We start from the raw sequence: 22,812 nt of genomic DNA on the forward strand, positions 1-22,812 counted from the left end.
TGGCAACCGTCGTCGGGCTGCCCGCCCGCTATGCCAACTTCCTGGTCCATCCTCTGCTACCCGGCCCGGGCGTCTGTCAGGTCTGCCGCGGCATGGCGAACGCCGGCTACCCCACCTGCTGGCAGTGTCGGCAGGCAGGCGACATCCTCGGCGCGGGTGTCGCTGACGCCGTCGTCCCACTGAGCCTGGCTCTCAAGGGAGAGCAGTACGCCAACGAGTTGTGGCGTTACAAAAACGCCACCGGCCCCCAGCAGCAGTAGTTCCGTATGGGATCGGCGGCTGTCCCGTGGCGTTTCCTCGCCCTGCATGAAGACCGCATTGCGGACCATTGCGCCATATCCGGCTTCGACGCCGTCACGACGGTGCCCAGCACCAGCAGTCGTGAAGATCATCCCCTTCGCGGCATGGTCGCCGGTGTGATCGGCGTCACCCGCGACCGGTACCGCGACCTGCTCACACCGACGCCCGGCGCATCGGCGCTCGGCCGCTCCGCTTCTACGGAGCGTTACACGTCGTCGGCGCTCTGGGGCGAAAACGTGCTGCTCATCGACGCCACCTGGACAACAGGCAACCACGCTCAGTCCGCGTCCACGGCACTGAAGGTCGCCGGAGCGGGGAGCGTGGCTGTCGTTGTCCTCGGGCGGCACCTCAACATCGCGGCGGGCTCTTCCTGAGGCGACCGAGACGCAGCTTGACGGGTTGGGGCGCGGAAACGAATCACCTGGTCAGCGCACTAGCTCTTGATCACTCAAGTCGGTGAACCATTCCGTCGGCCAGAAACATGATCGCGTCGACGGAGTTCTTTCCGGTCGTAAGAGGTGTTCCGCCGGAAGGGAATCGTTGATGGTCGCGCTGTATAGGTCCAAGCTTTTCGCGGCTTTTAGCCGCCGCGTGCGCTCTCGTGCTGACGACTTCCTCCGTGGCTCAGGCCGGTGCTGTCGGGTCGACTCCTGTCCGGACCTTCGAGTACAGCGTCGGCGGCATGACGGTGAAGATTCCGACCGGCTGCCTGTTCACGCACATCGTCCGAGGTGGCGGGAAGCGGATCACTTACCAGAACGCGGGCGTCGACTGTGCCTTCGTCGGTGCGTTGAGCAGCGGTTTCTGCAACTGGCGCATCGACTTCACGTACGCCGATACCAACAACAAGACCTATCGGACGTCCCGCGGGCGAACGCACCCCGAGTGCAAGATCGATCCGATGAGGAACAACTCTCCCCGGACGCTGCCTCGTTATGGAAAGGCGTGTGCGCATCTCTACGTCAATGGGATGCGGCGGGTGAGTCAGTGCCACCACATCACGAAGTGAGCCGTTCATGATCGATCAGCAGCAAGGGCGGGAACAGTCCAGGGAGGCGCGACGGCGGTCGGTCGGGATCGCCGCGTTTGTGGCGGGTCTTGTGGTGACGCTCGCCTTCTTCGGCTTCTTTCCTGGGCTTCCGCATGTCATCGACTGGGGGGCGATCGTCGTCGCTGTCCTGGTAGGAGCGCTTGCCCGATGGATCTGTCAGTCCTGGATGGGGAAGCGGAGCGAAGAGGGCCAGTGAGCTCGGGCGCGGTGCTGCCGCTGCGGCGGCGGCAGTACGGGGAACCAGCCAGGCGCCGGCTTCGGTGATGGATCCGTGATCCCCGCCTCAGGTGAGGACAATCACACGCTGTTCTCACCTGAAGCGGAGGTCGGAGGTCGGGCGCCGGGTCAGGCCGCGAGGCGTTCCGCCAGGTCCTTGGCCTTGGTGGCCGCGTCGCCGAGGGCGCGCTCGCGCGACGCCTCGTAGAGCGGGACCAGGTCGGCCATCGCCGGGTTCTGCGGGGCCATGGTGAGTTCCGGGACGATGAACTCGGCGTCCAGACCCAGGGCGTCGACGAGGATCGCCTTCAGATAGTTCTGGACGTAGTCGTAGCCCTCGCGCGGGGTGCCCGGCCCGTAGGCGCCGCCGCGGCTGGCGATTACGACGGTCGGGATGCCCTTCACTTTCGAGTCCTCGGTGCCCGCGGTGCGGCCCATCAGGATCACGTTGTCCAGCCAGGCCTTCAGGGTCGAGGGGATCGTGGCGTTGTACATCGGGGCGCCGATCAGCACCGCGTCCGCCTGCTCCAGCTCCTCTATGAGCTGCACGCGCTCGGCGAAGGCCGCCGCCTGCTCGGGCGTCTGCGTGGCCGGGTCGGCGAAACCGGCGGTGTGGGCGTCGACGGTGATGTGCGGGACGGGGTTCGCGGCGAGGTCGCGGTGGATCACCGTGCCCTCCGGGTGCTGTTCCTCCCAGGACGTGCGGAACGCGTCGGCTACGGCACGGGAGGCGCTGGCGCCGGCGGGGAACACGGACGAGTCGATGTGCAGGAGTGTGGCCATGGAGGTCTCCAAGAGGTGTCGAGTGAGGTGCCGAGTGAGGTGCCGATCGAGGTGTTGAACGACGTGTTGAACGACGTGTCGAGCGGGTGCTGGGCGCAGCAGTCCCGTCACGTTGTTCAGTAGCTAAGTTTTCGTACTCGACTATGAATAACACAGGTACTTACTTTTTTTCATCGCCATATGGGAGGGCAGTACCCTGAGGGCATGGCGGTCGAGCAGAGTCACGGCACGGATGCGTGCAAGAAGGTCGACGACGGCATCACCCGTGTCTTCCAGCTGTTCGGAAAGCGCTGGACCGGGCCGATCGTGGCCGTCCTGATGGCGCAGCCCGTTCACTTCGCCGACCTGCGCCGGGCGATCCCGGGCATCAGCGAACGCATGCTCTCCGACCGGCTCACCGAACTCGGCGCCGCCGGGCTGCTCGTCCGTGAGGTCGACGAGGGCCCGCCGCTGCGCGTCTCGTACCGGCTGACGGAGTCGGGGAAGGCGCTGGGACCGGCACTTCGGGAGCTCGGCGCGTGGGCCCAGGTGCATCTGCGCGAGGGGTGGCAGTCGGGCGCGTGCTAAGTCGAGGTAGGTAGGTCGGGGTAGGTCGGGTTGGGCCGTCGGGTTGGGCAGGCGTGCCGATCGCTGAGGCTTCGACGGCGTCGGTGAGGCCTGGATCGGCGCCGGTGAGCCATCGTTCGGCACCGGTGAGGCATCGTTCGGCGCCGGTTTTCCACAGCCGAGGAGTTGTCCACAGGGTCTGACGTGTTTTCGCCACCGGCTGTACGGTCATCGCGAGTTGATGTTCGGACGAACGCACGTGTGAGCGTGGGTGTGTACGGGGGAGGCGGTCGGTATGACCGAGGCCGGTATCGGTGCGGGGCGCAGGCTGCCCGGGGTGCGGGGCTTCGCCACGTGGCCCGTGGAGGGGTCGCCCAAGGAAGAGGGCAAGGCGCTGCGGGAGAGCGTCCCGCGCAGCGCGCACGCCGCTTTCGAGCCGGACGGTTCCCGCCCCGACGCGGTGACCGCCGTCGAGGAGTCCGGCCGCGGTCGTATCCCCGGGCTCACGCCGATACGGGTGGGCAGGATGGCGGCCACGCCTTTCGCGTTCCTGCGCGGTTCGGCAGGACTCATGGCCTACGACCTCGCCCGCACTCCCATGACCGGAATCGGCGCCCAGATCTGCGGTGACGCCCACGCGGCCAACTTCGGCCTGTACGGCGACGCCCGCGGCGGCCTGGTCATCGACCTCAACGACTTCGACGAGACCGTGCACGGCCCCTGGGAGTGGGACCTCAAGCGGCTCGCCGCCTCGCTGGTGCTCGCGGGCCGGGAGGCCGGCGCCGACGAGGACACCTGCCGTACGGCTGCGCACGGCGCGGTGGGTTCGTACCGCCGCACCATGCGACTGCTGGCCAAGCTCCCGGTGCTGGACGCGTGGAACGCCATCGCGGACGAGGAGTTGGTCTCCCACGCCGACGCCCGTGACCTGCTCGGCACGCTGGAGCGGGTCTCAGAGAAGGCGCGGGGCAACACCAGCGGGCGGTTCGCGGCCAAGTCGACCGAGCTCGCGGAGGACGGCGGGCGCCGTTTCGTCGACGCCTCGCCGGTGCTGCGGCGGATCCCGGACGCGGAGGCCGCGGCGGTGGCGGCGTCCCTGGAGGAGTATCTCGACACGCTCTCCGAGGACCGCCTCCCGCTGCTCGCCCGGCACACGGTGCACGACGTCGCCTTCCGCGTCGTCGGCACGGGCAGCGTGGGCACGCGGTCGTACGTCGTGCTGCTCCTGGACCATCGCGGCGAACCGCTCGTCCTCCAGGTGAAGGAGGCCCGCCCCTCGGCGCTGGTGCCGCATCTGCGGAGCGCCGGGTTCGACGCGCCGTCCGTCGCGCACGAGGGCCGGCGCGTGGTGCTCGGCCAGAAGCGGATGCAGGTCGTCAGCGACATCCTGCTGGGCTGGACGACGGTCGACGGACTCCCGTTCCAGGTACGGCAGTTCCGCAACCGCAAGGGCAGCGTCGACCCGGCCGCCCTCGCCGCCGACCAGATCGACGACTACGGCCGGATGACCGGCGCCCTCCTGGCCCGCGCCCACGCCCACAGCGCCGACCCGCGCCTGGTCGCCGGTTACTGCGGCAAGAACGACGAACTGGACGAGGCGATAGCGACGTTCGCCGTTGCCTACGCCGACCGGACCGAGGCGGACCACGCGGAGTTGGTGGGGGCGGTGCGGACGGGGCGGATCGCGGCGGAGATGGGCGTGTAGGCGGTCGGAGGATTCTTCGGGGGCCTTCGGGGGCCTTCGGGGGTCCTCGGGGACCCCGGGGAGAGGGGCTGCCGATCGGCGCCCGGTGGAGATCGTTCCGGCGGTGTCCGAGGGTGCGGCGAGTTGGTGTTCCTCGTGCCCGTCGGCGCCCGGTGCGGCCTGCTGCCCGTGTGGGGGCGAGGAGTTGGCGGTCACGGCCCGTTCTCACTCGGCGTCGGCGTCGGCGTCGGCGGATCGGTCTGTTGGGCGACGGCGGCCTGCGACGGCGGCCTGCGACGCGTCCGGGACGGGTTCTCCGGGGGAAGACATTCGGGGGCAAAGCATCCGGGAGCAAGACAAATACCCTCCGCCGACCGAGGCTCCCGAACCGCCCGTCCGCAGGGCGTGAACCGCACCGGCGGCGACATGACCTGCAGTTCATAAGGCACTGCCGGCACAGCCGATGCCCCACCGTCGGCGAGGTCACCCGTGGTCCACAAGGTCCCAGCCCAACCGATGCCCCGTAGCCCGTCGGGCCGTGGCCTACGCTGGTCGGGTGACGACCCCGGAAGCTGAGCAGTCCCAGTCCGTGCCCGTTGGCCAACCGGCGCCGGAGCAGGCGGGTGCCGAGGTGCCGTCCGCCGCCGGAGCCGCGGCGGGTGACACTTCCGCGAGCGAGGGCATCGACGAGGGTGCGGACGCCCGGGCGCCCCGACCCGAGGGCACCGGTGGAGGTGCGGCCGACTCCCACCTGGCCGACAGCGCGGCGCCCCGGCCCGAGGAGCGGCTGGACCGGGCCGTGCGCGCCGCCGAGCAGGCGTTGATCGAGTACGAGATCGCGGTGGACACCTTCCGCATCGAGGTCGAGAACTTCTCCCGGTTGCACCACCAGAAACTCGGCCCGATGTACACCCGCCTCGACGAGCTGGACGCGCAGATCGCCGAGGCCCTGGCCGCACGCACCGGCAACCCTGAGGACATCCGCAAGGCGGACGAGGCACGGGCCCGGGTGATGCCGATGCCCGCGGTCGAGGAACTGTTCCACGGCTGGATGGACGGCAGCGGCCTGTTCCCGGAGGCCGAGGCGATGCTCACGGACCAGCCGGTCCGGCCCCCGCAGCGGGTGCGTCCCAGCGAGGAGGCCCGCAAGCTCTACCGCGAGCTGGCCCGCAAGGCCCACCCCGACCTGGCGCAGGACGACGACGAGCGCAAGCGGCGTGAGGAGTTCATCACCCGGGTCAACGCCGCCTACAGCCGCGGCGACGCCCCGCTGCTGCGCGAGCTGGCCGAGGAGTGGGCCGCCGGACCCGCCCCGGCGGAGCGCGGCCCGAGCCCCAGCGAGGAGCTCTACGCCCGCCTCGAATGGCTCGCCCACCGCAAGGAGCTCCTCACGCTCGTCGCCCGGGAGTTGGAGGAGGGCGCCATCGGCTCCATGCTCCGGATGGCCCCGGACGACCCCGACCGCCTGCTCGACGAGATCGCCGAGCAGTTGCTCGCCCAGGTCGCCGAGCGGGAGGCGGAGCTGGCGAACCTGCTCTCGCAGCCGCACGCGTCGGAAGGCCCGTCGGGTAGCGTCGGGGCATGAGTTTCGGAGCTGGTGTGCCCACGGTCGAGGTCGGCGACCTCAAGGACGGCGACTTCCTGCTGGACGTCCGCGAGGACGACGAGTGGCAGGCGGGTCACGCCACGGGGGCGTTGCACATCCCCATCAGTGAATTCGTGGCCCGGTACGGCGAGTTGACCGAGGCGGCGCCGCAGGACGGCAGGGTCCATGTGATCTGCCGCTCCGGCGGGCGTTCGGCCCAGGTCACGATGTACCTGGCCCAGCAGGGCATCGACGCCGTGAACGTCGACGGCGGCATGCAGGTGTGGGCGGCCGCGGGCCGACCCGTCGTCACGGACGAGGGCCAGCCGGGGTTCGTGCTGTAGCTGTAGCTGTAGCTGTAGCTGTAGCTGTAGCTGTAGCTGTAGCTGTAGCTGTAGCCGCAACTGCGTTTGGCGCGGGCGGAGTTCAGCCCAGCGGATGGGCCGCCAGCAGATCCCCCAACGCCTCCTCGTGTGCCGCCGCCGGGCCGAGCGACAGTTCCAGGTGCTTGGCCCAGGCGTGGTACCGGTGCAGGGGGTATTCGGTGTCGGCGCCGAACCCGCCGTGCAGATGCTGCGCGGTCTGCACGACCCGTCGTACCCCCTCCGAGGCCCAGATCTTCGCCACGGCCAGGTCCGCGGCGGCGGGCAGGGTGCCCGATGCCCCCGAGGAGATCCGCCACGCGGCCTGCCAGAGGGTGGCCTCCATCGCGCGCAGGTCGATGTAGCGGTCGGCGGTCTGTACGGCGACGGCCTGGAAGGTCGCGACGGGGAACCCGAACTGCTCGCGCTTGCCGGTGTATTCGCTGGTCATACGCAGGACGGCGGTGCCGAGTCCGAGGGCCTGCGCGCAGGTGCCGGCGGTCAGCAGATCGCGCAGCCACTCCCAGGCGCCGTCGGCGTCGATGACGTCGACCCGCGCGATCGGCACGGAATCCAGGCGCAGTTCGGCGAGCCGCTCGCCCGTGGTGGATATCTGCTCGGCGAGGACGACCCCTTCGCGGTCCGGGGCGACCAGCGCGAGGACGGTCCGGTCGGCGTCCGTGTGCGCCGGTACGACGACCAGGTCCGCGTTGTGCGCCCAGGGCACCGCCGTCTGCACCCCGTCCAGCACCCAGCGGTCACCGTCCCGCCGTGCCGTCACGGCGAGTTCGGCCGGGTCGTGACCGGTGCGGCCGTGCGCGGCGACGGTCAGCACGAGGTCGCCGCGGCCGGCCCGGGCGAGCAGGGCGGACCTCAACTCCTCCCCGCCGTAGGCCTGTACGGTCGCCGCGGCCGCGCTGCTCTCGAGGAGCGGCACTCTGGCCAGCACCTTCGCGGACTCCCGCAGCACCAGGCACAGGGCGATCGCGTCCAGCCCCGCGCCGCCGTACGCCTCGTCGAGCAGCAGGCTCAGCAGGTCCGCCTCGGCGAGCCTGGCCCACAGCGCGCGGTCGAAGTCGTCGGCCACGGCGCCCGTGGTGTCGGCCGGACTGGGCACACCGTCCGGCGCGACATCGGCGAACACCCCCGCCGCCGCCTCGGCCGCCGCCTGCTGCTCCTCGCTGAAGGTGAAGTCCACGGTCCCTGCCCTCCCCGCACCCAGTACGACCTGATCTGATCTGACGGAGCGTCAAGATAGAACAGGTTCTAGAAGAAGGGAACGGTCGGTCGGGCGCTCCCTGCCCACTGATCGTTCCGTCTGCCTGCTTGATGGTGATATGCGCTGAGGCGGGACGTCAACGGCTGTGGATAACCTGCGAGCAGCCGTTGTGGACAACATGCGTGGCGGTGCGGCACAGGACTGTGCCCAGGGCGTGTGCCTGAGTACCGTTCCGTGCGACGCGGGGCGGCCGAAGCCGGACGGGAAGCGGGAACGGGGAGGAATGGACGCGAACGACGGACGCTCGAACGCCTCCGAGGAGAGGCCGCGGGAGCCTGCCGCCCCCGAGGGGCCGCACGTGCCCGCCCAGCAGCCCGCGCAGCTGTCCCCACCCCCGTCCCCACCCCCGCCTCCGCCCGAGCCGCAGTCACCACCGCAGCCGCAGCCGCCCTACGACCCCGCGGACGCCCCCACCGCCGACCCCGCGCACCCCGACGCCCGTATCGGAGTCGGCGCGCTGTCCCTGCGCTACCAGGTCGGCGCCGCGCTGGCGGTCGCCGTCGTAGCGGTGGCCGCGCTGGTCCATCTCGGGATGGTGTTCCTGCACGTCGCGCCGTCGAACACAGTGACGAAGCAGCACGGCAAGGCGATCGACGAGTGGATCTACCCGGAGTTCGAGCAGAACTGGAAGCTGTTTGCGCCGAACCCGTTGCAGCAGAACATCGAGGTCCAGGTGCGCGCCGATGTCCGAACCGCGGACGGTACGACCCGTACGACCGGCTGGTACGACCTGTCGGCCGAGGACGGCGCGGCCATCGACGGCAATCTGCTGCCGAGCCACACCGAGCAGAACGAGCTGCGCCGGGCCTGGGACTTCCTCACCGCCACGCACGACAGCTCCAACCGCCCGATCGGCCTGCGCGGCACGCTCGCGGAGACGTATCTGCGGCGCATCGTCGTGCTGCGCCTGGACCGGGACGACGCGGCGGGCGGGCAGGGCGGCGTCGTCCAGCGCGTCCAGGTCCGCTCCCGTACGACCAACGTGCCCCCGCCCGAGTGGAGTGACGAGCAGGTGTCGACCACCCCTCAGTACCGCCTGCTGCCCTGGTGGCCGGTCCCGGCGGACGAGGCCGCGGGAGGCGTCCGGTGAACGATTTCGGAGCCTCGGTCTCCCGAGGCATCGCCCGCGTCACCGAGGCGGCCCTCGGTCCCTACCAGAGCGCCGTCATCCGCATCGGCTTCGCCGGCACCTGGCTGCTGTTCCTGCTCCGCGAACTGCCCCACCGCCAGGAGCTCTACGGCCCCGACGGACCGTGGAACTGGGACCTGGCCCGCCAACTGATCGCGGACAACGGCGCGTTCACCGCCCTGATGTGGTGGGACGGGCAGTTCTGGTTCGAGACGGTGTACGCGCTGGCCGTGCTGGCGAGCGTCCTGCTGCTGCTGGGCTGGCGCACCCGCACGATGTCCGTGCTCTTCATGGTCGGCGTGCTCTCGCTGCAGAACCGCAGCGTCTTCATGGGCGACGGCGGCGACAACGTCCTGCACCTGATGTCCCTGTACCTGGTGTTCACCCGTTGCGGCCAGGTCTGGTCCCTCGACGCGCGCCGGGCCGCCCGCACACGGGACGCACGCGCGCGTGGGGAGCGGATTCCCGACCGGGCCGGGCCCGTCCTGTGGGTCGTGCTCGGCGCGGCGCTCGTCGCGGTGACCGCGGGGGACCGGTTCGACAGCGACTGGTTCGTGCCCGCGCTCCTGTGGGGCGTCTGGCTGGCGCAGGCCCTGTGGTGGGCCATCGGGCGGTACGCGAAGTCGTACGAGCCCCGGGTGCTGCTCGACATCGTCGCGAACGTGATCCACAACGGCGCGCTGTTCGTGATCGCGAGCGAGGCCTGTCTGATCTACGCGACGGCCGGCTGGTACAAGATCCAGGGTTCCCGCTGGCAGGACGGCACCGCCGTCTACTACCCGCTCCACCTCGACTACTTCTCCCCCTGGCCCGCCCTCGCCGACCTGCTGGCCGGCAGCGGCACGATGGTCATGCTGGTGACCTACGGGACGGTGATCGTCCAGGTCGCCTTCCCGTTCACGCTCTTCAACCGGCGCGTCAAGAACGTCCTGTTGGCCCTGATGATGACCGAGCACGCGGTGATCGCCGTGCTCCTGGGGCTGCCGTTCTTCTCCCTGGCGATGATCGCGACGGACGCGGTCTTCCTGCCGACGTCGTTCCTGCGGAGACTGGGCGGGTTGGTGGCACGCGCGCGTGGGCGGCTGTTCGCGCGGGGCGGCCCTACGGTGCCGGACGGGGATCCGGGGGAGCCGCGTGCCCCGGAGAACCCCGAGCACAGCCACGTAGGCTTCCCGGCATGACCGACCCCGCCGCAGCCGCCTGGCACCGGCTCGCCGAGACCTCCGTGCTGCTCGACGGCTTCCACGCCCTCAAGCACGCGCTGCGCTTCGGAGCCGAGGTCCCGCTGGCGGTCACCACGGACCGGGAAGCGGCCCTCACCCTCGCCGCCGAACTGGCCCCCGACGTACGGGACACCCTGGACGCGCTGCTGACAGAGGTCCCGGAGAACACGTACCGGTCCTTCGTGCCGCGCCCCCACCCCACGGCGGTGGCCGCCCTGGCCGTACGCCCCGCGCGCGAGGCCAATCTCCAGAAGCTCGGACACACGCCCCGCAGCGCACCCGTGATCGTCCTCGACAACCCGCGCAACCTGGGCAACGCGGGCGCCGTGATCCGCCTTGCCGCCGGTTTCGGGGCGACCGGGGTGGTCACCACCGGGACGCTCGACCCCTGGCATCCGACGGTCGTGCGCGCCGGGGCGGGCCTGCACTACGCGACCGCCGTGGAGCGCCTGACGATCGACGAGCTGCCGTCCGGCCCGGTGTTCGCCCTCGACCCGGAGGGCGACGACATCCGGTCCCTGAAGCTCCCGGACGACGCCGTCCTGGCCTTCGGTTCGGAGCGCAGCGGCCTGTCGACCGAACTACGCGCGCGTACCGACCACTTGGTGGCCTTGCCGATGCGCCCCCAGGTCTCCAGCTACAACCTGGCGACGAGCGTGGCGATGACCCTGTACCACTGGAGCACTACATCGCCCTGAAGGGGCGCGGGGAACGGCGCGACAAGCCACAACGAACCGTCAGCCGCACAACAACCGCACCCCCCGAGCTCTTAGGCGTCCCGACGAACCTCAACAACCCGGAACCGGTTGGCGACGAACGCCCCATCACACAGGGCAGCGTTGGCAGCAGGGTTGCCACCAGACCCGTGGAAGTCAGAGAACGCGGCAGTCTGATTGACGAACACCCCACCCGTCAGATTCAGCGACAACTGCGCCGCCTCCTCAAGGCAGACCTCCTCAACCGCAGCTTCAACCCCGGCGTCAGTCGTGTACGCCCCAACAGTCATCGCCCCCTTCTCCCGCACCGTCCGCCGCAGCAACTCCACCGCGTCGGACGCCGAGTCGACCGCGACGGCGAAGGAAACCGGCCCGAAGCACTCGCTCATGTAGGCGGCCTCGTCGTCCGGCTTGGCCCCGTCCAGCTTCACGATCACCGGCGTACGGACGACCGCGTCCGGGAACTCCGGGTTGCTGATCTCCCGTGAGGCGAGGGCGACTTCACCCAGGCCAGCCGCAGCCTCCAGGCGGGCCTTCACGTCCGGGTTGACCAGCGCACCCAGCAGACCGTTCGCGCGCGCGTCGTCACCGAGGAGACCGTCCACGGACCGTGCGAGGTCGGCGACGACCTCGTCGTAGGACTTGGGGCCCTGGTCGGTGGTGATGCCGTCCCGGGGGATCAGCAGGTTCTGCGGGGTCGTGCACATCTGGCCGCTGTACAGCGACAGGGAGAACGCCAGGTTGGACAGCATCCCCTTGTAGTCGTCGGTGGACTCCACGACGACCGTGTTGACGCCGGCCTTCTCCGTGTAGACCTGCGCCTGGCGGGCGTTGGCCTCCAGCCAGTCACCGAAGCCCGTCGAGCCCGTGTAGTCGATGATCCGGATCTCGGGGCGGGTGGCCAGCGTCTTGGCGATGCCCTCACCGGGACGCTCGGCGGCCAGCGCCACCAGGTTCGGGTCGAAGCCCGCCTCGGTGAGCACCTCGCGCGCGATCTGCACGGTGAGCGCGAGCGGCAGCACCGCGCGCGGGTGGGGCTTCACCAGGACCGCGTTGCCGGTGGCGAGGGAGGCGAACAGGCCCGGATAGCCGTTCCACGTGGGGAAGGTGTTGCAGCCGATGACCAGGGCGGTCCCGCGCGGCACCGGCGTGAACTCCTTGTTCATCACCAGGGGGTCGCGCTTGCCCTGGGGCTTGGTCCACTCCGCGACGGCGGGCGTGCGGACCTGCTCCGCGTACGCGTACGCCACCGCCTCCAGACCGCGGTCCTGGGCGTGCGGGCCGCCCGCCTGGAACGCCATCATGAAGGCCTGGCCGCTGGTGTGCATGACCGCGTGCGCGAACTCGTGCGTCCGGTCGCTGATCCGCTTGAGGATCTCGATGGAGACCACGGCACGCGTCTCCGCGCCCGCGTCCCGCCACGCCCGCTGCCCGGCGCGCATGGCCGGCAGCAGGACGTCGAGGTCCGCGTGCGGGTACGTCACGCCCAACTCGACGCCGTACGGCGACACTTCGCCGCCCACCCAGTCGTCCGTGCCGGGCTGGCCGAGGTCGAGGCGGGTGCCCAGGAGGACGTCGAAGGCGGCCTTGCCCGCCGCCGCGTCCAGGCTGCCGTGCTCGCCGTAGGCCTTCGGGTGTTCGGGGTGGGGGGACCAGTACGCGCGCGTGCGGATCGCTTCGAGCGCCTGGTCGAGTGTGGGCCGGTGGCGGTCGATCAGCTCGTGCGCGGACGGTTCGGCGGCCATGCGGGACCAACTCCTCGTTTCAAGAACTCGTCTGCGAGCTCATGACCTGGGCGGGAACAGGGAAAGGATCAGGGGCGGAAACAGGCAGTCAGAGTTAGAGTAACCGAACGATCGGTCGGGACAAGGGGGTCCGCCGCATCTGTGGAAAACCCCGTGCGGGAGGATCGCGCACATGACAGCACTCGACCTCAGCAGCCCCGTGGCCGTCGTCGGCACCGGCACCATGGGTCAGGGCATCGCCCAGGTCGCGCTGACCGCGGGCCATGTCGTACGGCTGTACGACGCCGTCCCGGGACGGGCCCGGGAAGCGACCGACGCGATCGGCGCCCGGCTCGACCGGCTCGTCGAGAAGGACCGGCTCTCCGCCGCCGACCGGGACGCCGCACGCGCCCGTCTCCTGCCCGCCGAGGCGCTGACCGACCTCGCGGACTGCACCCTGGTCGTCGAGGCCGTCCTGGAGCGGCTGGACGTCAAACAGCAGCTGATGCGGGACCTGGAGGACATCGTCGGCGAGGACTGTCTGCTCGCCACCAACACCTCGTCCCTGTCGGTGACGGCCATCGGCGCCGCCCTGCGCAATCCCGGGCGCTTCGTGGGCCTGCACTTCTTCAACCCGGCCCCGCTGCTGCCGCTCGTCGAGGTCGTCTCCGGGTTCGCCACCGACGTCACGTCGGCCACGCGCGCGTACGAGATGTCCCGCGCCTGGGGCAAGACACCCGTCGCCTGCGCCGACACCCCCGGTTTCATCGTCAACCGCATCGCCCGGCCCTTCTACGCCGAGGCCTTCGCGGCCTACGAGGCACAGGCCGCCGACCCGGCCACCATCGACGCCGTCCTGCGCGAGTCCGGCGGCTTCAAGATGGGCGCCTTCGAACTGACCGACCTCATCGGGCAGGACGTCAACGAATCCGTCACCCACTCCGTGTGGCAGGCCTTCTTCCAGGACGTGCGCTTCACACCCTCGCTGGCCCAGCGGCGCCTGGTCGAGTCCGGCCGCCTCGGCCGCAAGACCGGACAGGGCTGGTACGACCACGGGGACGACGCCGAGCTGCCCGAGCCGCACACCGCCGAACCGGCCCAGGCGCCCGCCTACGTCGTCGTCGAGGGCGACATGGGCCCCGCGGCCGAGCTGGTCGCGCTGATCCGCGAGGCGGGCATCGTCGTCCGCGAGGAGGAAGAGGACCACGGCACCCGCATGGTGCTGCCCGGTGGTGGTCAACTGGCGCTCGCCGACGGGCAGACCTCCGTCGAGTTCCGGGACGTCGTCTACTTCGACCTCGCCCTCGACTACCGCAGGGCCGGCCGTATCGCCCTGTCCGTCTCCCAGGACACCGCGTCACAGACCCTCTCCGAGGCGACCGGCCTCTTCCAGGCGCTCGGCAAGAACGTCAGCGTCGTAGGGGACGCCCCCGGCATGATCGTCGCCCGCACGGTGGCCCGGATCGTCGACCTGGCGCACGACGCCGTCGCCAAGGGCGTCGCCACCGAGGAGGACATCGACACCGCGATGCGCCTGGGTGTCAACTACCCTCTGGGTCCGTTCGAATGGAGCCGCAGGCTCGGCCGAAGCTGGGCCTACGACCTCCTGGACGACCTGCACCTGCGTGATCCGTCGGGACGGTACGCGCCGTCCCTGGCGCTCTACCGCCACGCGTACGCCACCGAGAAGCGGGAGGGCACCCCATGACCACCGCCAAGCGCGACACGTACACCCCGGAGACCCTGCTCTCCGTCGCCGTCCAGGTCTTCATCGAGCGCGGCTACGACGGCACCTCCATGGAGCACCTCGCCAAGGCGGCCGGTATCTCCAAGTCGTCGATCTACCACCACGTCACCGGCAAGGAGGAACTGCTCCGCCGCGCGGTCAGCCGCGCCCTGGACGGCCTCTTCGGGATCCTCGACGAGGAGCACGCGCGCGTGGGGCGTGCCGTCGAGCGGCTGGAGTACGTCGTACGGCGGATGGTCGAGGTGCTGACCTCCGAGCTGCCGTACGTGACGCTGCTGCTGCGCGTGCGCGGCAACACCGACGCCGAGCGGTGGGCGCTGGAGCGGCGCCGCGACTTCGACCACCGGGTGGCCGATCTGCTGAAGGCCGCGGCGGCCGACGGCGATGTGCGCGGTGACGTGGAGGTACGGCTCGCGACCCGGCTCGTCTTCGGGATGATCAACTCCATCGTGGAGTGGTACCGGCCCGACGGGCGGGGCATGGGCGAGCGCGAAGTGACCGACGCGGTGGCCCAGTTGGTCTTCTCCGGACTGCGCAACCAGGCCTAGGCCGCGGACCCGACCCGGCGGGTCAGCTCTGGGGCTCCAGGTCCTCCTCCTCGAAGACCAGCAGGGTGCGCGTGCTGAGCACCTCGGGGATCGCCTGGAGCCGGTCGAGGACCAGCTCGCGCAGCGACCGGTTGTCCAGGGTGTGCACCAGCAGCAGGACGTCGAAGTCCCCGCCCACCTGCGCGATGTGCGAGGCCCCCGGGAGCAGTCGCAGCTGTTCGCGGACCGTGCGCCAGGAGTTCTGCACGATCTTCAGGGTGATGTACGCGGACGTGCCCTGACCCGCGCGTTCGTGGTCGACCCGGGCGCCGAAGCCGCGGATGACGCCGTCCTCGATGAGCCGGTTGATACGCGCGTAGGCGTTGGCGCGCGAGACGTGCACCCGTTCGGCGACCGACCTTATCGACGCGCGGCCGTCCGCCTGGAGCATCCGCAGGATGTCCTGATCGATGGCGTCGAGCGGGCGCGCGGGCGGCAGGGCGTTGCCCGCCTCCGGGCCTTCGGCCATTTGTTCAGGTGCCATGTCCCCCCGCCTCCCTACCATGGACGTACTGCGTTCATTTCAGGTTGTGGAGAACCGTTTGTCCACAGCCTGGAGGTGCCTGTAGCCAAAATGTGCCGACAACCGAACAATCGGTAGGGAGGCGCGGCACGTCCGACGCGCCTCTCCGAGCCACTCCCCCGAGGAGGTGCCGTCATGACGGTCATGGAGCAGCGGGGCGCGTACCGGCCCACACCGCCGCCCGCCTGGCAGCCGCGCACGGACCCCGCGCCGCTGCTGCCCGACGCCGCGCCGTACCGCGTGCTCGGCACCGAGGCGGCCGCGCAGGCCGACCCCGGGCTGCTGCGCCGGCTGTACGCCGAGCTGGTGCGCGGCCGCCGGTTCAACGCGCAGGCCACCGCCCTCACCAAGCAGGGCCGGCTCGCCGTGTACCCCTCCACCACCGGCCAGGAGGCCTGCGAGGTCGCCGCCGCGCTGGTCCTCCAGGAGCAGGACTGGCTCTTCCCCAGCTACCGCGACACCCTCGCCGCCGTCGCCCGCGGCCTCGACCCCGTGCAGGCCCTCACCCTGCTGCGCGGCGACTGGCACACCGGCTACGACCCGCGCGAGCACCGCATCGCCCCCCTGACCACCCCCCTCGCCACCCAACTCCCGCACGCCGTCGGCCTCGCCCACGCGGCCCGGCTCAAGGGCGACGACGTGGTCGCGCTCGCCCTGGTCGGCGACGGCGGCACCAGCGAGGGCGACTTCCACGAGGCGCTGAACTTCGCCGCCGTCTGGCAGGCCCCGGTCGTCTTCCTCGTCCAGAACAACGGCTTCGCGATCTCCGTCCCGCTCGCCAAGCAGACCGCGGCCCCCTCCCTGGCCCACAAGGCCGTCGGCTACGGCATGCCCGGCCGCCTGGTCGACGGCAACGACGCGGTCGCGGTGCACGAGGTCCTCGCCGACGCCGTACGGCACGCGCGCGAGGGCGGCGGTCCCACGCTCGTCGAGGCCATCACGTACCGCATCGACGCCCACACCAACGCCGACGACGCGACCCGCTACCGGGGCGACGCCGAGGTCGAGGCCTGGCGCGCCCACGACCCCATCGCCCTCCTGGAGCACGAACTCACCGAGCGCGGACTCATCGACGAGGACGGCATCCAGGCAGCGCGCGACGCCGCCGAGACCATGGCCGCCGAGCTGCGCGCGCACATGAACCAGGACCCGGTGCTCGACCCCATGGACCTGTTCGCCGACGTGTATGCCGAGCTCACCCCCCAACTGCGCGAACAGCGCGAGCAGTTGGCGGCGGAGCTCGCGGCCGAGCGGGAGGGGACGCACTGATGACCACCGTCGCCCTCAAACCGGCCACCATGGCGCAGGCCCTCACGCGCGCGCTCCGCGACGCCATGGCCGCCGACCCCACTGTGCACGTCATGGGCGAGGACGTCGGCCCCCTCGGCGGCGTCTTCCGGGTCACCGACGGACTCGCCAAGGAGTTCGGCGAGGACCGCTGCACAGACACCCCCATCGCCGAGGCGGGCATCCTCGGCACGGCCGTCGGCATGGCGATGTACGGCCTGCGCCCGGTCGTGGAGATGCAGTTCGACGCCTTCGCCTACCCGGCGTTCGAGCAACTGATCAGCCACGTCTCCCGCATGCGCAACCGCACCCGCGGCGCCATGCCCCTCCCGATCACCATCCGCGTCCCCTACGGCGGCGGCATCGGCGGCGTCGAGCACCACAGCGACTCCTCCGAGGCCTACTACATGGCGACCCCGGGCCTGCACGTCGTCACCCCCGCGACCGTCGCCGACGCCTACGGCCTGCTGCGCGCCTCCATCGCCTCCGACGACCCCGTCGTCTTCCTGGAACCCAAGCGCCTGTACTGGTCGAAGGACACCTGGAACCCCGACGAGCCGACCCCCGTCGACCCGATCGGCCGCGCGGTCGTCCGCCGCCCCGGCCGCAGCGCCACGCTCATCACCTACGGCCCGTCCCTGCCCGTCTGCCTGGAAGCCGCCGAGGCGGCCCGGGCCGAGGGCTGGGACCTCGAAGTCGTCGACCTGCGCTCCCTGGTCCCGTTCGACGACGAGACGGTCTGCGCGTCCGTACGGCGCACCGGCCGCGCCCTCGTCGTCCACGAGTCGGGCGGCTACGGCGGCCCGGGCGGCGAGATCGCGGCCCGCGTCACCGAGCGCTGCTTCCACCACCTGGAGGCGCCGGTGCTGCGTGTCGCCGGGTTCGACATCCCGTATCCGCCGCCGATGCTGGAGCGGCACCATCTGCCGGGCGTCGACCGGATCCTGGACGCCGTGGGTCGGCTCCAGTGGGAGGCGGACAACTGATGGCTCAGGTACTGGAGTTCAAGCTCCCCGACCTCGGCGAGGGCCTCACCGAGGCGGAGATCGTGCGCTGGCTGGTCGAGGTCGGCGACGTCGTCGCCATCGACCAGCCGGTCGTCGAGGTCGAGACGGCCAAGGCGATGGTCGAGGTGCCGTGTCCCTACGGCGGTGTCGTCACCGCCCGCTTCGGCGAGGAGGGCACGGAACTGCCCGTGGGCTCCCCGCTGTTGACGGTCGCGGTGGGCTCACCCACCGCCGACACCGACACCGACACCGACACCGACACCGACACCGACACCGACACCGGCGCCGAGACCGAGGGTTCCGGGAACGTGCTGGTGGGCTACGGCACGGGGGCGCCTCCGGCGCGGCGGCGGAGAGTACGGCGGATGGCGGCGGATGTCGTGACGTCGGTGGCGGACGCCCCCGCCGCTACTCCTGCCCCTGCCGCTGAGACCCGCGGTCGCGACGACGGTCCCGTACCCGTGATCTCTCCCCTCGTGCGACGACTCGCGCGTGAGAACGGCCTGGAACTGCGGCAGTTGACGGGTTCCGGACGGGACGGGCTGATCCTCCGGGCGGACGTCGAGCAGGCGCTCCGCGCGGCGGCGACCCTGGAGGCGACCACACAGGAAGCGACTCTTCTCCCCCCGGCCACGCTCCCCACGACCACGACCACGGCCACGACCACGACCGACATCGACGGAGTCACCCGCACCCCCCTCCGCGGCATCCGCGGCGCTGTGGCCGACAAGCTCTCGCGCAGTCGCCGGGAGATCCCCGACGCGACCTGTTGGGTGGACGCCGACGCGACGGAGTTGATGCGCACCCGCGCGGCCATGAACGCCGCCGGTGGCCCCAAGATCTCCGTACTGGCGCTCCTCGCCAGGATCTGCACGGCCGCGCTGACCCGGTTCCCCGAGCTCAACTCCAGCGTGGACATGGACGCGAGGGAGGTCATCAGGTTCGACCGGGTCCACCTCGGCTTCGCCGCGCAGACCGAGCGCGGGCTGGTCGTGCCCGTCGTGAGGGACGCGCACGTGCGCGGCACGGAGGCGCTGAGCGCGGAGTTCGCCCGGCTCACCGAGGCTGCCCGGACCGGGGCACTCACGCCCGCCGATCTCACCGGCGGCACCTTCACGCTGAACAACTACGGGGTGTTCGGCGTCGACGGTTCCACGCCGATCATCAACCACCCCGAGGCGGCCATGCTCGGGGTCGGCCGTATCGTCCCCAAACCCTGGGTGCACGAGGGCGAGTTGGCGGTACGGCAGGTCGTCCAGCTCTCGCTCACCTTCGACCACCGGGTGTGCGACGGCGGCACAGCGGGCGGTTTCCTGCGGTATGTGGCGGACTGTGTGGAACAGCCGGCAGTACTGCTGCGCAACCTGTGATCACGGCGGCGCGGGCGAGTTCCCTGTGATCAGGGCGGGACGCATACTCGGGGGGTGACCGCGTACGAGCCCTCCGACGCCCCCGGCGCTGCCACCGGCTCCGCGCGGAGTGCGGGCGGCTCCGCCTCGGGTGCCGCTGTCGCCGTGCTCGGTCCGTCCGGTGCCGACCCCGACGCGCTGCCCGGTGCCGACCCCGACATCCCGCCCGAAACCTCCCCCGACATCCCTCACGACGCCATCGTCCTCGCCGGAGGCGCCGCCCGGCGGCTCGGCGGTGTCGACAAGCCCGGCCTGCGCGTGGGCGGCCGCGCCCTGCTCGACCGGGTGCTCGGCGCCTGTGCCGACGCCGGGACCACGGTCGTCGTGGCCGACCCGAGGCCCACCGCCCGGACGGTGCGCTGGGCGCGTGAGGAACCGCCCGGCGCGGGTCCGGTCGCCGCGCTCGACGCCGGCCTGCGGCACACCACCGCCGAGGTCGTCGTGGTCCTCTCGGCCGACCTCCCGTTTCTCGAAGTGGCCACCGTGCGGCGGCTGTTGACCGTCCTGTGGAGCAGCGGCGCGGAAGGGGTGCTGCTCACCGACGCCGACGGGCGGGACCAGCCGCTGGTGGGCGCGTACCGCGCGTCGGCGCTCCGCCGAGAGCTGACCGCACTCACCACCGAGCACGGCGGCCTCACCGGGCTGCCCCTGCGCCGGCTGACCGGCGCGCTCGAACTCACCCGCGTCCCCGACCGCGTCGCGTCCTTCGACTGCGACACCTGGGACGACCTCGCCACCGCCAGGGCACGCATCAGGGAGCATGGGCACGTGTTGGATGAATGGATTTCCGCAGTCAAGGACGAACTGGGCATCGACCTGGACGTCGACACCGGCATCCTGCTCGACCTCGCCCGCGACGCCGCCCACGGAGTGGCCAGGCCCGCCGCACCGCTGACCACCTTCCTGGTCGGTTACGCGGCGGCGCAGGGCAAGGGCGGCCCGGAGGCGGTCGCCGAGGCGGCCCGCAAGGCCGTGGCCCTCGCGCTGCGCTGGGCCGACGAGGACACCCCGGAAGCCCCGTCCGACGCCAAGGCCGACACAAAGGCCGATGCCCCGTCCGACGCCGCATCCGCTGCCAAGGCCGACGCCGACGCCCCCGCGTCCGCCCCCGGTCCGGACACCGCCGGATGACCGCGCGCGGTATTCACGCCGGCGAGCACGCCCAGGACGCCGAGGATCTCGACGTCGAGGAGGTCCTCGCCCTCGTGAACGAAGGCAGCACCGGCTCCGGCGACCCCGCCCTGCCCTCACCGCAGGGCACACCTCAGACCCCCGGGACCCTTCGCAAGCCCGACACCGACCAGCACAAGGCCACCCCCTGGCCCGAGGCCCGCGCCATCGCCGGCCGCGCCGCCCGCACCGGCACCCGCCGCGCCCCCGTCTCCGTGACCCTCGACTCCGCGCTCGGCCTGGTCCTGGCCGCGCCGCTCGTCGCCCTGAGCGACCTGCCCTCGTTCGACACCTCGGCGATGGACGGCTGGGCGGTCGCGGGCCCCGGCCCCTGGGCCGTACGGGAGGACGGGGTGCTCGCCGGGCACGCGGAGTCGGAGCCGCTCAGCGACGGCGAGGCCGTGCGGATCGCGACCGGTGCCCGGGTCCCCGCCGACGCCACCGCCGTCATCCGCAGCGAACACGGCCGCACCGACGACAAGGGCCGCCTCCATGCGGCCCGGGACGTCGGGCACGGTCAGGACATCCGCCCGCGCGGCCAGGAGTGCCGCAGCGGCGACCAACTGCTGCCCGGCGGCACCCTGGTGACCCCGGCGGTGCTCGGCCTCGCCGCGGCCGCCGGGTACGACACGCTCACCGTCGTACCCCGCCCCCGGGTCGAAGTCCTCATCCTGGGCGACGAGTTGCTGACCGAGGGATTGCCCCGGGACGGGTTCATCCGGGACGCCCTCGGCCCGATGCTGCCGTCCTGGCTGCGCGCGCTCGGCGCCGAGGTCACCGCCGTCCGCCGCCTCCGCGACGACGAGAAAGTCCTGCACAAGGCCATCACGGGCAGCACCGCCGACCTCATCGTCACCACCGGCGGCACCGCCTCCGGCCCGGTCGACCACGTCCATCCCACCCTGCGCCGTATCGGCGCCGAGCTCCTCGTGGACGGCGTCAAGGTCCGCCCCGGCCACCCCATGCTGCTGGCCCGCCTCAAGGACGACCAGCACCTCGTCGGCCTGCCCGGCAACCCACTTGCCGCGATCTCCGGCCTGCTCACCCTCGCCGAACCGCTGCTGCGGACCCTGTCGGAACACCCCGCCCCGGAGCCGTACGCGCTGCCCCTCCAGGACGCGGTGCACGGGCATCCGTACGACACCCGGCTCATCCCCGCCGTGCTGCGCGGCGACTCTGCCGTGCCGCTGCACTACAACGGCCCGGCCATGCTGCGCGGGATCGCGGGCGCCGACGCGCTCGCGGTCGTACCGCCGGGTGGTGCGCGGCAGGGGCAGCAGGCGGAGCTCATCGATCTGCCCTGGGCGGCCGCCGGGATCGGGGTGTGTTTCACGTGAAACAATCGGGCCATGATGCGATCGCCCGCCAGGCGGACGAACATCTCGTGACCCATCGGGTGGAACTCCCGAGGAAAGTGGTCGAGCACCCCTTCCAGCAGGTCGCGAAGCGGCTCTCCATCGCGCTGTTCCTGCTCGTCGCGACCGCGTTGATCGTCTATGCCGATCACGAGGGCTACAACGACAACTCGGACGGCTCGGTCGACTTCCTCGACGCCTTCTACTACGCGACGGTCACCCTCTCGACCACCGGCTACGGCGACATCACCCCGGTCAGCGACGGCGCCCGGCTCACCAACATCCTTGTCGTCACGCCGCTACGCGTGTTCTTCCTGATCGTCCTCGTCGGCACCACCCTTGAGGTCCTCACCGAACGCACCCGGGAGGAATGGCGCTTGAACCGCTGGAGGTCCACCTTGCGGGATCACACCGTCGTCATCGGTTTCGGGACGAAGGGGCGGTCCGCGATCCAGACCGTGTGCGCGACCGGGCTGAAGAAGGAACAGGTCGTCGTGGTCGACCCCAGCGGCAAGGCGATCGAGGCGGCGAGCAGCGAGGGATACGTCGGTGTCGTCGGGGACGCCACCCGCAGCGAGGTCCTGAAGCGTGCCGAGGTGCACAAGGCCCGGCAGATCATCATCGCCACCCAGCGCGACGACACGGCCGTGCTGGTGACCCTCACGGCCCGGCAGCTCAACCGCGGCGCGAAGATCGTCGCCGCGGTCCGCGAGGAGGAGAACGCGCCGCTGCTCAAGCAGTCCGGCGCCGACGCCGTCATCACCAGCGCCAGCGCGGCCGGCCGCCTCCTCGGCCTGTCCGTGCTCAGCCCCGCCGCCGGCATGGTCATGGAGGACCTCATCCAGCAGGGCAGCGGCCTCGACATGACCGAACGCCCGGTCATAAAGGCCGAGGTCGGCAAGTCGCCGCGTGACACGGACGACCTGGTGGTGAGCGTCGTCCGCGGACACCGGGTGCTCGGCTACGACGATCCGGCCATCGGGACGCTTCAACTGACCGACCGGCTCATCACCATCGTGCGGGTCTCGCCGGGTTCGCAGATTGCGCCGGACACCCGGCCGTTGCCGCAGTGACCCACCTTCGCGTGTAGTCGCCGTGACCCGCCTTCGGTGGTCGGTCGTATGACGAG

General features: G+C 71.2%; 23 protein-coding genes. 19 read left to right on the forward strand and 4 right to left on the reverse strand.

The window, feature by feature from the left end; genetic code table 11:
• The first annotated feature begins 92 nt into the window (after positions 1-92).
• The 4 genes from OG588_RS25265 (at position 93) to OG588_RS25280 (ending at position 1,547) form a co-directional block, all read left to right on the forward strand.
• Complete coding sequence (locus OG588_RS25265; RefSeq protein WP_405949268.1) at positions 93-260, forward strand: hypothetical protein; 168 nt, start codon at positions 93-95, stop codon at positions 258-260.
• A 144-nt stretch (positions 261-404) separates the two neighbouring features.
• On the forward strand, positions 405-674 hold the full coding sequence (locus OG588_RS25270) for a hypothetical protein (protein WP_405949269.1): 270 nt from the start codon (positions 405-407) through the stop codon (positions 672-674).
• Between the two features lie 308 nt (positions 675-982).
• Positions 983-1,309 (forward strand): hypothetical protein, encoded by a 327-nt coding sequence (locus OG588_RS25275; RefSeq protein WP_405949270.1) that lies wholly within the window; start codon positions 983-985, stop codon positions 1,307-1,309.
• A 7-nt stretch (positions 1,310-1,316) separates the two neighbouring features.
• A complete protein-coding gene (locus tag OG588_RS25280) occupies positions 1,317-1,547 on the forward strand; it encodes a hypothetical protein (RefSeq protein WP_405949271.1) in 231 nt (76 codons plus the stop codon).
• A 149-nt stretch (positions 1,548-1,696) separates the two neighbouring features.
• Here OG588_RS25280 and OG588_RS25285 read toward each other — a convergent pair whose 3' ends face one another.
• Positions 1,697-2,350, reverse strand: coding sequence for an FMN-dependent NADH-azoreductase (locus OG588_RS25285; protein WP_405949272.1), 654 nt, complete (start codon positions 2,348-2,350; stop codon positions 1,697-1,699).
• A gap of 204 nt (positions 2,351-2,554) precedes the next feature.
• Between OG588_RS25285 and OG588_RS25290 the strand changes: the two genes are divergently transcribed.
• The 4 genes from OG588_RS25290 to OG588_RS25305 all read left to right on the forward strand — a co-directional run bounded on the left by OG588_RS25290 (position 2,555) and on the right by OG588_RS25305 (position 6,509).
• Entirely contained in the window at positions 2,555-2,917 is a 363-nt protein-coding gene (locus tag OG588_RS25290) for a helix-turn-helix domain-containing protein (RefSeq protein WP_366095894.1), read from the forward strand.
• Positions 2,918-3,191: 274 nt separating this feature from the next.
• Positions 3,192-4,601, forward strand: a complete 1,410-nt coding sequence (locus OG588_RS25295) for a DUF2252 domain-containing protein (protein ID WP_405949273.1) — start codon at positions 3,192-3,194, stop codon at positions 4,599-4,601.
• A 535-nt stretch (positions 4,602-5,136) separates the two neighbouring features.
• Complete coding sequence (locus OG588_RS25300) at positions 5,137-6,165, forward strand: hypothetical protein (RefSeq protein ID WP_405949274.1); 1,029 nt, start codon at positions 5,137-5,139, stop codon at positions 6,163-6,165.
• A 14-nt stretch (positions 6,166-6,179) separates the two neighbouring features.
• A complete protein-coding gene (locus tag OG588_RS25305) occupies positions 6,180-6,509 on the forward strand; it encodes a rhodanese-like domain-containing protein (RefSeq protein WP_043675918.1) in 330 nt (109 codons plus the stop codon).
• 82 nt (positions 6,510-6,591) lie between these two features.
• Here the strand turns inward: OG588_RS25305 and OG588_RS25310 are convergent, their stop codons facing one another.
• Positions 6,592-7,725 (reverse strand): acyl-CoA dehydrogenase family protein, encoded by a 1,134-nt coding sequence (locus OG588_RS25310; protein WP_405949275.1) that lies wholly within the window; start codon positions 7,723-7,725, stop codon positions 6,592-6,594.
• Positions 7,726-8,029: 304 nt separating this feature from the next.
• Here OG588_RS25310 and OG588_RS25315 point away from each other — a divergent pair, with 304 nt between their 5' ends.
• Genes OG588_RS25315 through OG588_RS25325 form a run of 3 tightly spaced genes read left to right on the forward strand, consistent with a single transcriptional unit; the run spans position 8,030 to position 10,856 of the window.
• On the forward strand, positions 8,030-8,896 hold the full coding sequence (locus OG588_RS25315) for a DUF5819 family protein (protein WP_405949276.1): 867 nt from the start codon (positions 8,030-8,032) through the stop codon (positions 8,894-8,896).
• Entirely contained in the window at positions 8,893-10,116 is a 1,224-nt protein-coding gene (locus tag OG588_RS25320) for an HTTM domain-containing protein (RefSeq protein WP_405949277.1), read from the forward strand. Before OG588_RS25315 ends, OG588_RS25320 begins: the two co-directional genes overlap by 4 nt.
• Entirely contained in the window at positions 10,113-10,856 is a 744-nt protein-coding gene (locus OG588_RS25325) for a TrmH family RNA methyltransferase (RefSeq protein WP_405949278.1), read from the forward strand. Before OG588_RS25320 ends, OG588_RS25325 begins: the two co-directional genes overlap by 4 nt.
• A gap of 71 nt (positions 10,857-10,927) precedes the next feature.
• On the opposite strand, the gene paaN is transcribed toward OG588_RS25325, so the two are convergent.
• A complete protein-coding gene (gene paaN / locus OG588_RS25330; RefSeq protein WP_405949279.1) occupies positions 10,928-12,619 on the reverse strand; it encodes a phenylacetic acid degradation protein PaaN in 1,692 nt (563 codons plus the stop codon).
• 172 nt (positions 12,620-12,791) lie between these two features.
• On the opposite strand from paaN, the gene OG588_RS25335 reads away from it, so the two are divergent.
• Both OG588_RS25335 and OG588_RS25340 read left to right on the forward strand, forming a co-directional pair.
• The gene (locus OG588_RS25335) at positions 12,792-14,306 is read left to right on the forward strand and encodes a 3-hydroxyacyl-CoA dehydrogenase (RefSeq protein WP_405949280.1); all 1,515 of its coding nucleotides are present in this window, start codon (positions 12,792-12,794) and stop codon (positions 14,304-14,306) included.
• Positions 14,303-14,893 (forward strand): TetR/AcrR family transcriptional regulator, encoded by a 591-nt coding sequence (locus tag OG588_RS25340; RefSeq protein ID WP_393033504.1) that lies wholly within the window; start codon positions 14,303-14,305, stop codon positions 14,891-14,893. The genes OG588_RS25335 and OG588_RS25340 overlap by 4 nt, the downstream gene beginning before the upstream one ends.
• A gap of 22 nt (positions 14,894-14,915) precedes the next feature.
• On the opposite strand, the gene OG588_RS25345 is transcribed toward OG588_RS25340, so the two are convergent.
• Positions 14,916-15,416 carry an Lrp/AsnC family transcriptional regulator gene (locus tag OG588_RS25345; protein WP_393033501.1) on the reverse strand — a complete coding sequence of 167 codons (501 nt, stop codon included), beginning with the start codon at positions 15,414-15,416 and terminating at the stop codon, positions 14,916-14,918.
• Between the two features lie 174 nt (positions 15,417-15,590).
• On the opposite strand from OG588_RS25345, the gene pdhA reads away from it, so the two are divergent.
• The 6 genes from pdhA to OG588_RS25375 all read left to right on the forward strand — a co-directional run bounded on the left by pdhA (position 15,591) and on the right by OG588_RS25375 (position 22,756).
• A complete protein-coding gene (gene pdhA, locus OG588_RS25350) occupies positions 15,591-16,724 on the forward strand; it encodes a pyruvate dehydrogenase (acetyl-transferring) E1 component subunit alpha (RefSeq protein ID WP_405949281.1) in 1,134 nt (377 codons plus the stop codon).
• Positions 16,724-17,728: an alpha-ketoacid dehydrogenase subunit beta gene (locus OG588_RS25355; RefSeq protein ID WP_405949282.1), complete on the forward strand. Its 1,005-nt coding sequence runs from the start codon at positions 16,724-16,726 to the stop codon at positions 17,726-17,728. Before pdhA ends, OG588_RS25355 begins: the two co-directional genes overlap by 1 nt.
• Positions 17,728-19,119: a dihydrolipoamide acetyltransferase family protein gene (locus OG588_RS25360; protein ID WP_405949283.1), complete on the forward strand. Its 1,392-nt coding sequence runs from the start codon at positions 17,728-17,730 to the stop codon at positions 19,117-19,119. The genes OG588_RS25355 and OG588_RS25360 overlap by 1 nt, the downstream gene beginning before the upstream one ends.
• Before the next feature lie 177 nt (positions 19,120-19,296).
• Positions 19,297-20,289: an NTP transferase domain-containing protein gene (locus OG588_RS25365; protein WP_405953206.1), complete on the forward strand. Its 993-nt coding sequence runs from the start codon at positions 19,297-19,299 to the stop codon at positions 20,287-20,289.
• On the forward strand, positions 20,286-21,665 hold the full coding sequence (locus OG588_RS25370; RefSeq protein ID WP_405949284.1) for a molybdopterin molybdotransferase MoeA: 1,380 nt from the start codon (positions 20,286-20,288) through the stop codon (positions 21,663-21,665). Before OG588_RS25365 ends, OG588_RS25370 begins: the two co-directional genes overlap by 4 nt.
• Complete coding sequence (locus OG588_RS25375; protein WP_405949285.1) at positions 21,662-22,756, forward strand: potassium channel family protein; 1,095 nt, start codon at positions 21,662-21,664, stop codon at positions 22,754-22,756. Before OG588_RS25370 ends, OG588_RS25375 begins: the two co-directional genes overlap by 4 nt.
• The last annotated feature ends 56 nt before the right edge of the window (positions 22,757-22,812 follow it).

It is taken from the genome of Streptomyces prunicolor, from assembly GCF_045162825.1.
Taxonomy (GTDB): domain Bacteria; phylum Actinomycetota; class Actinomycetes; order Streptomycetales; family Streptomycetaceae; genus Streptomyces; species Streptomyces prunicolor.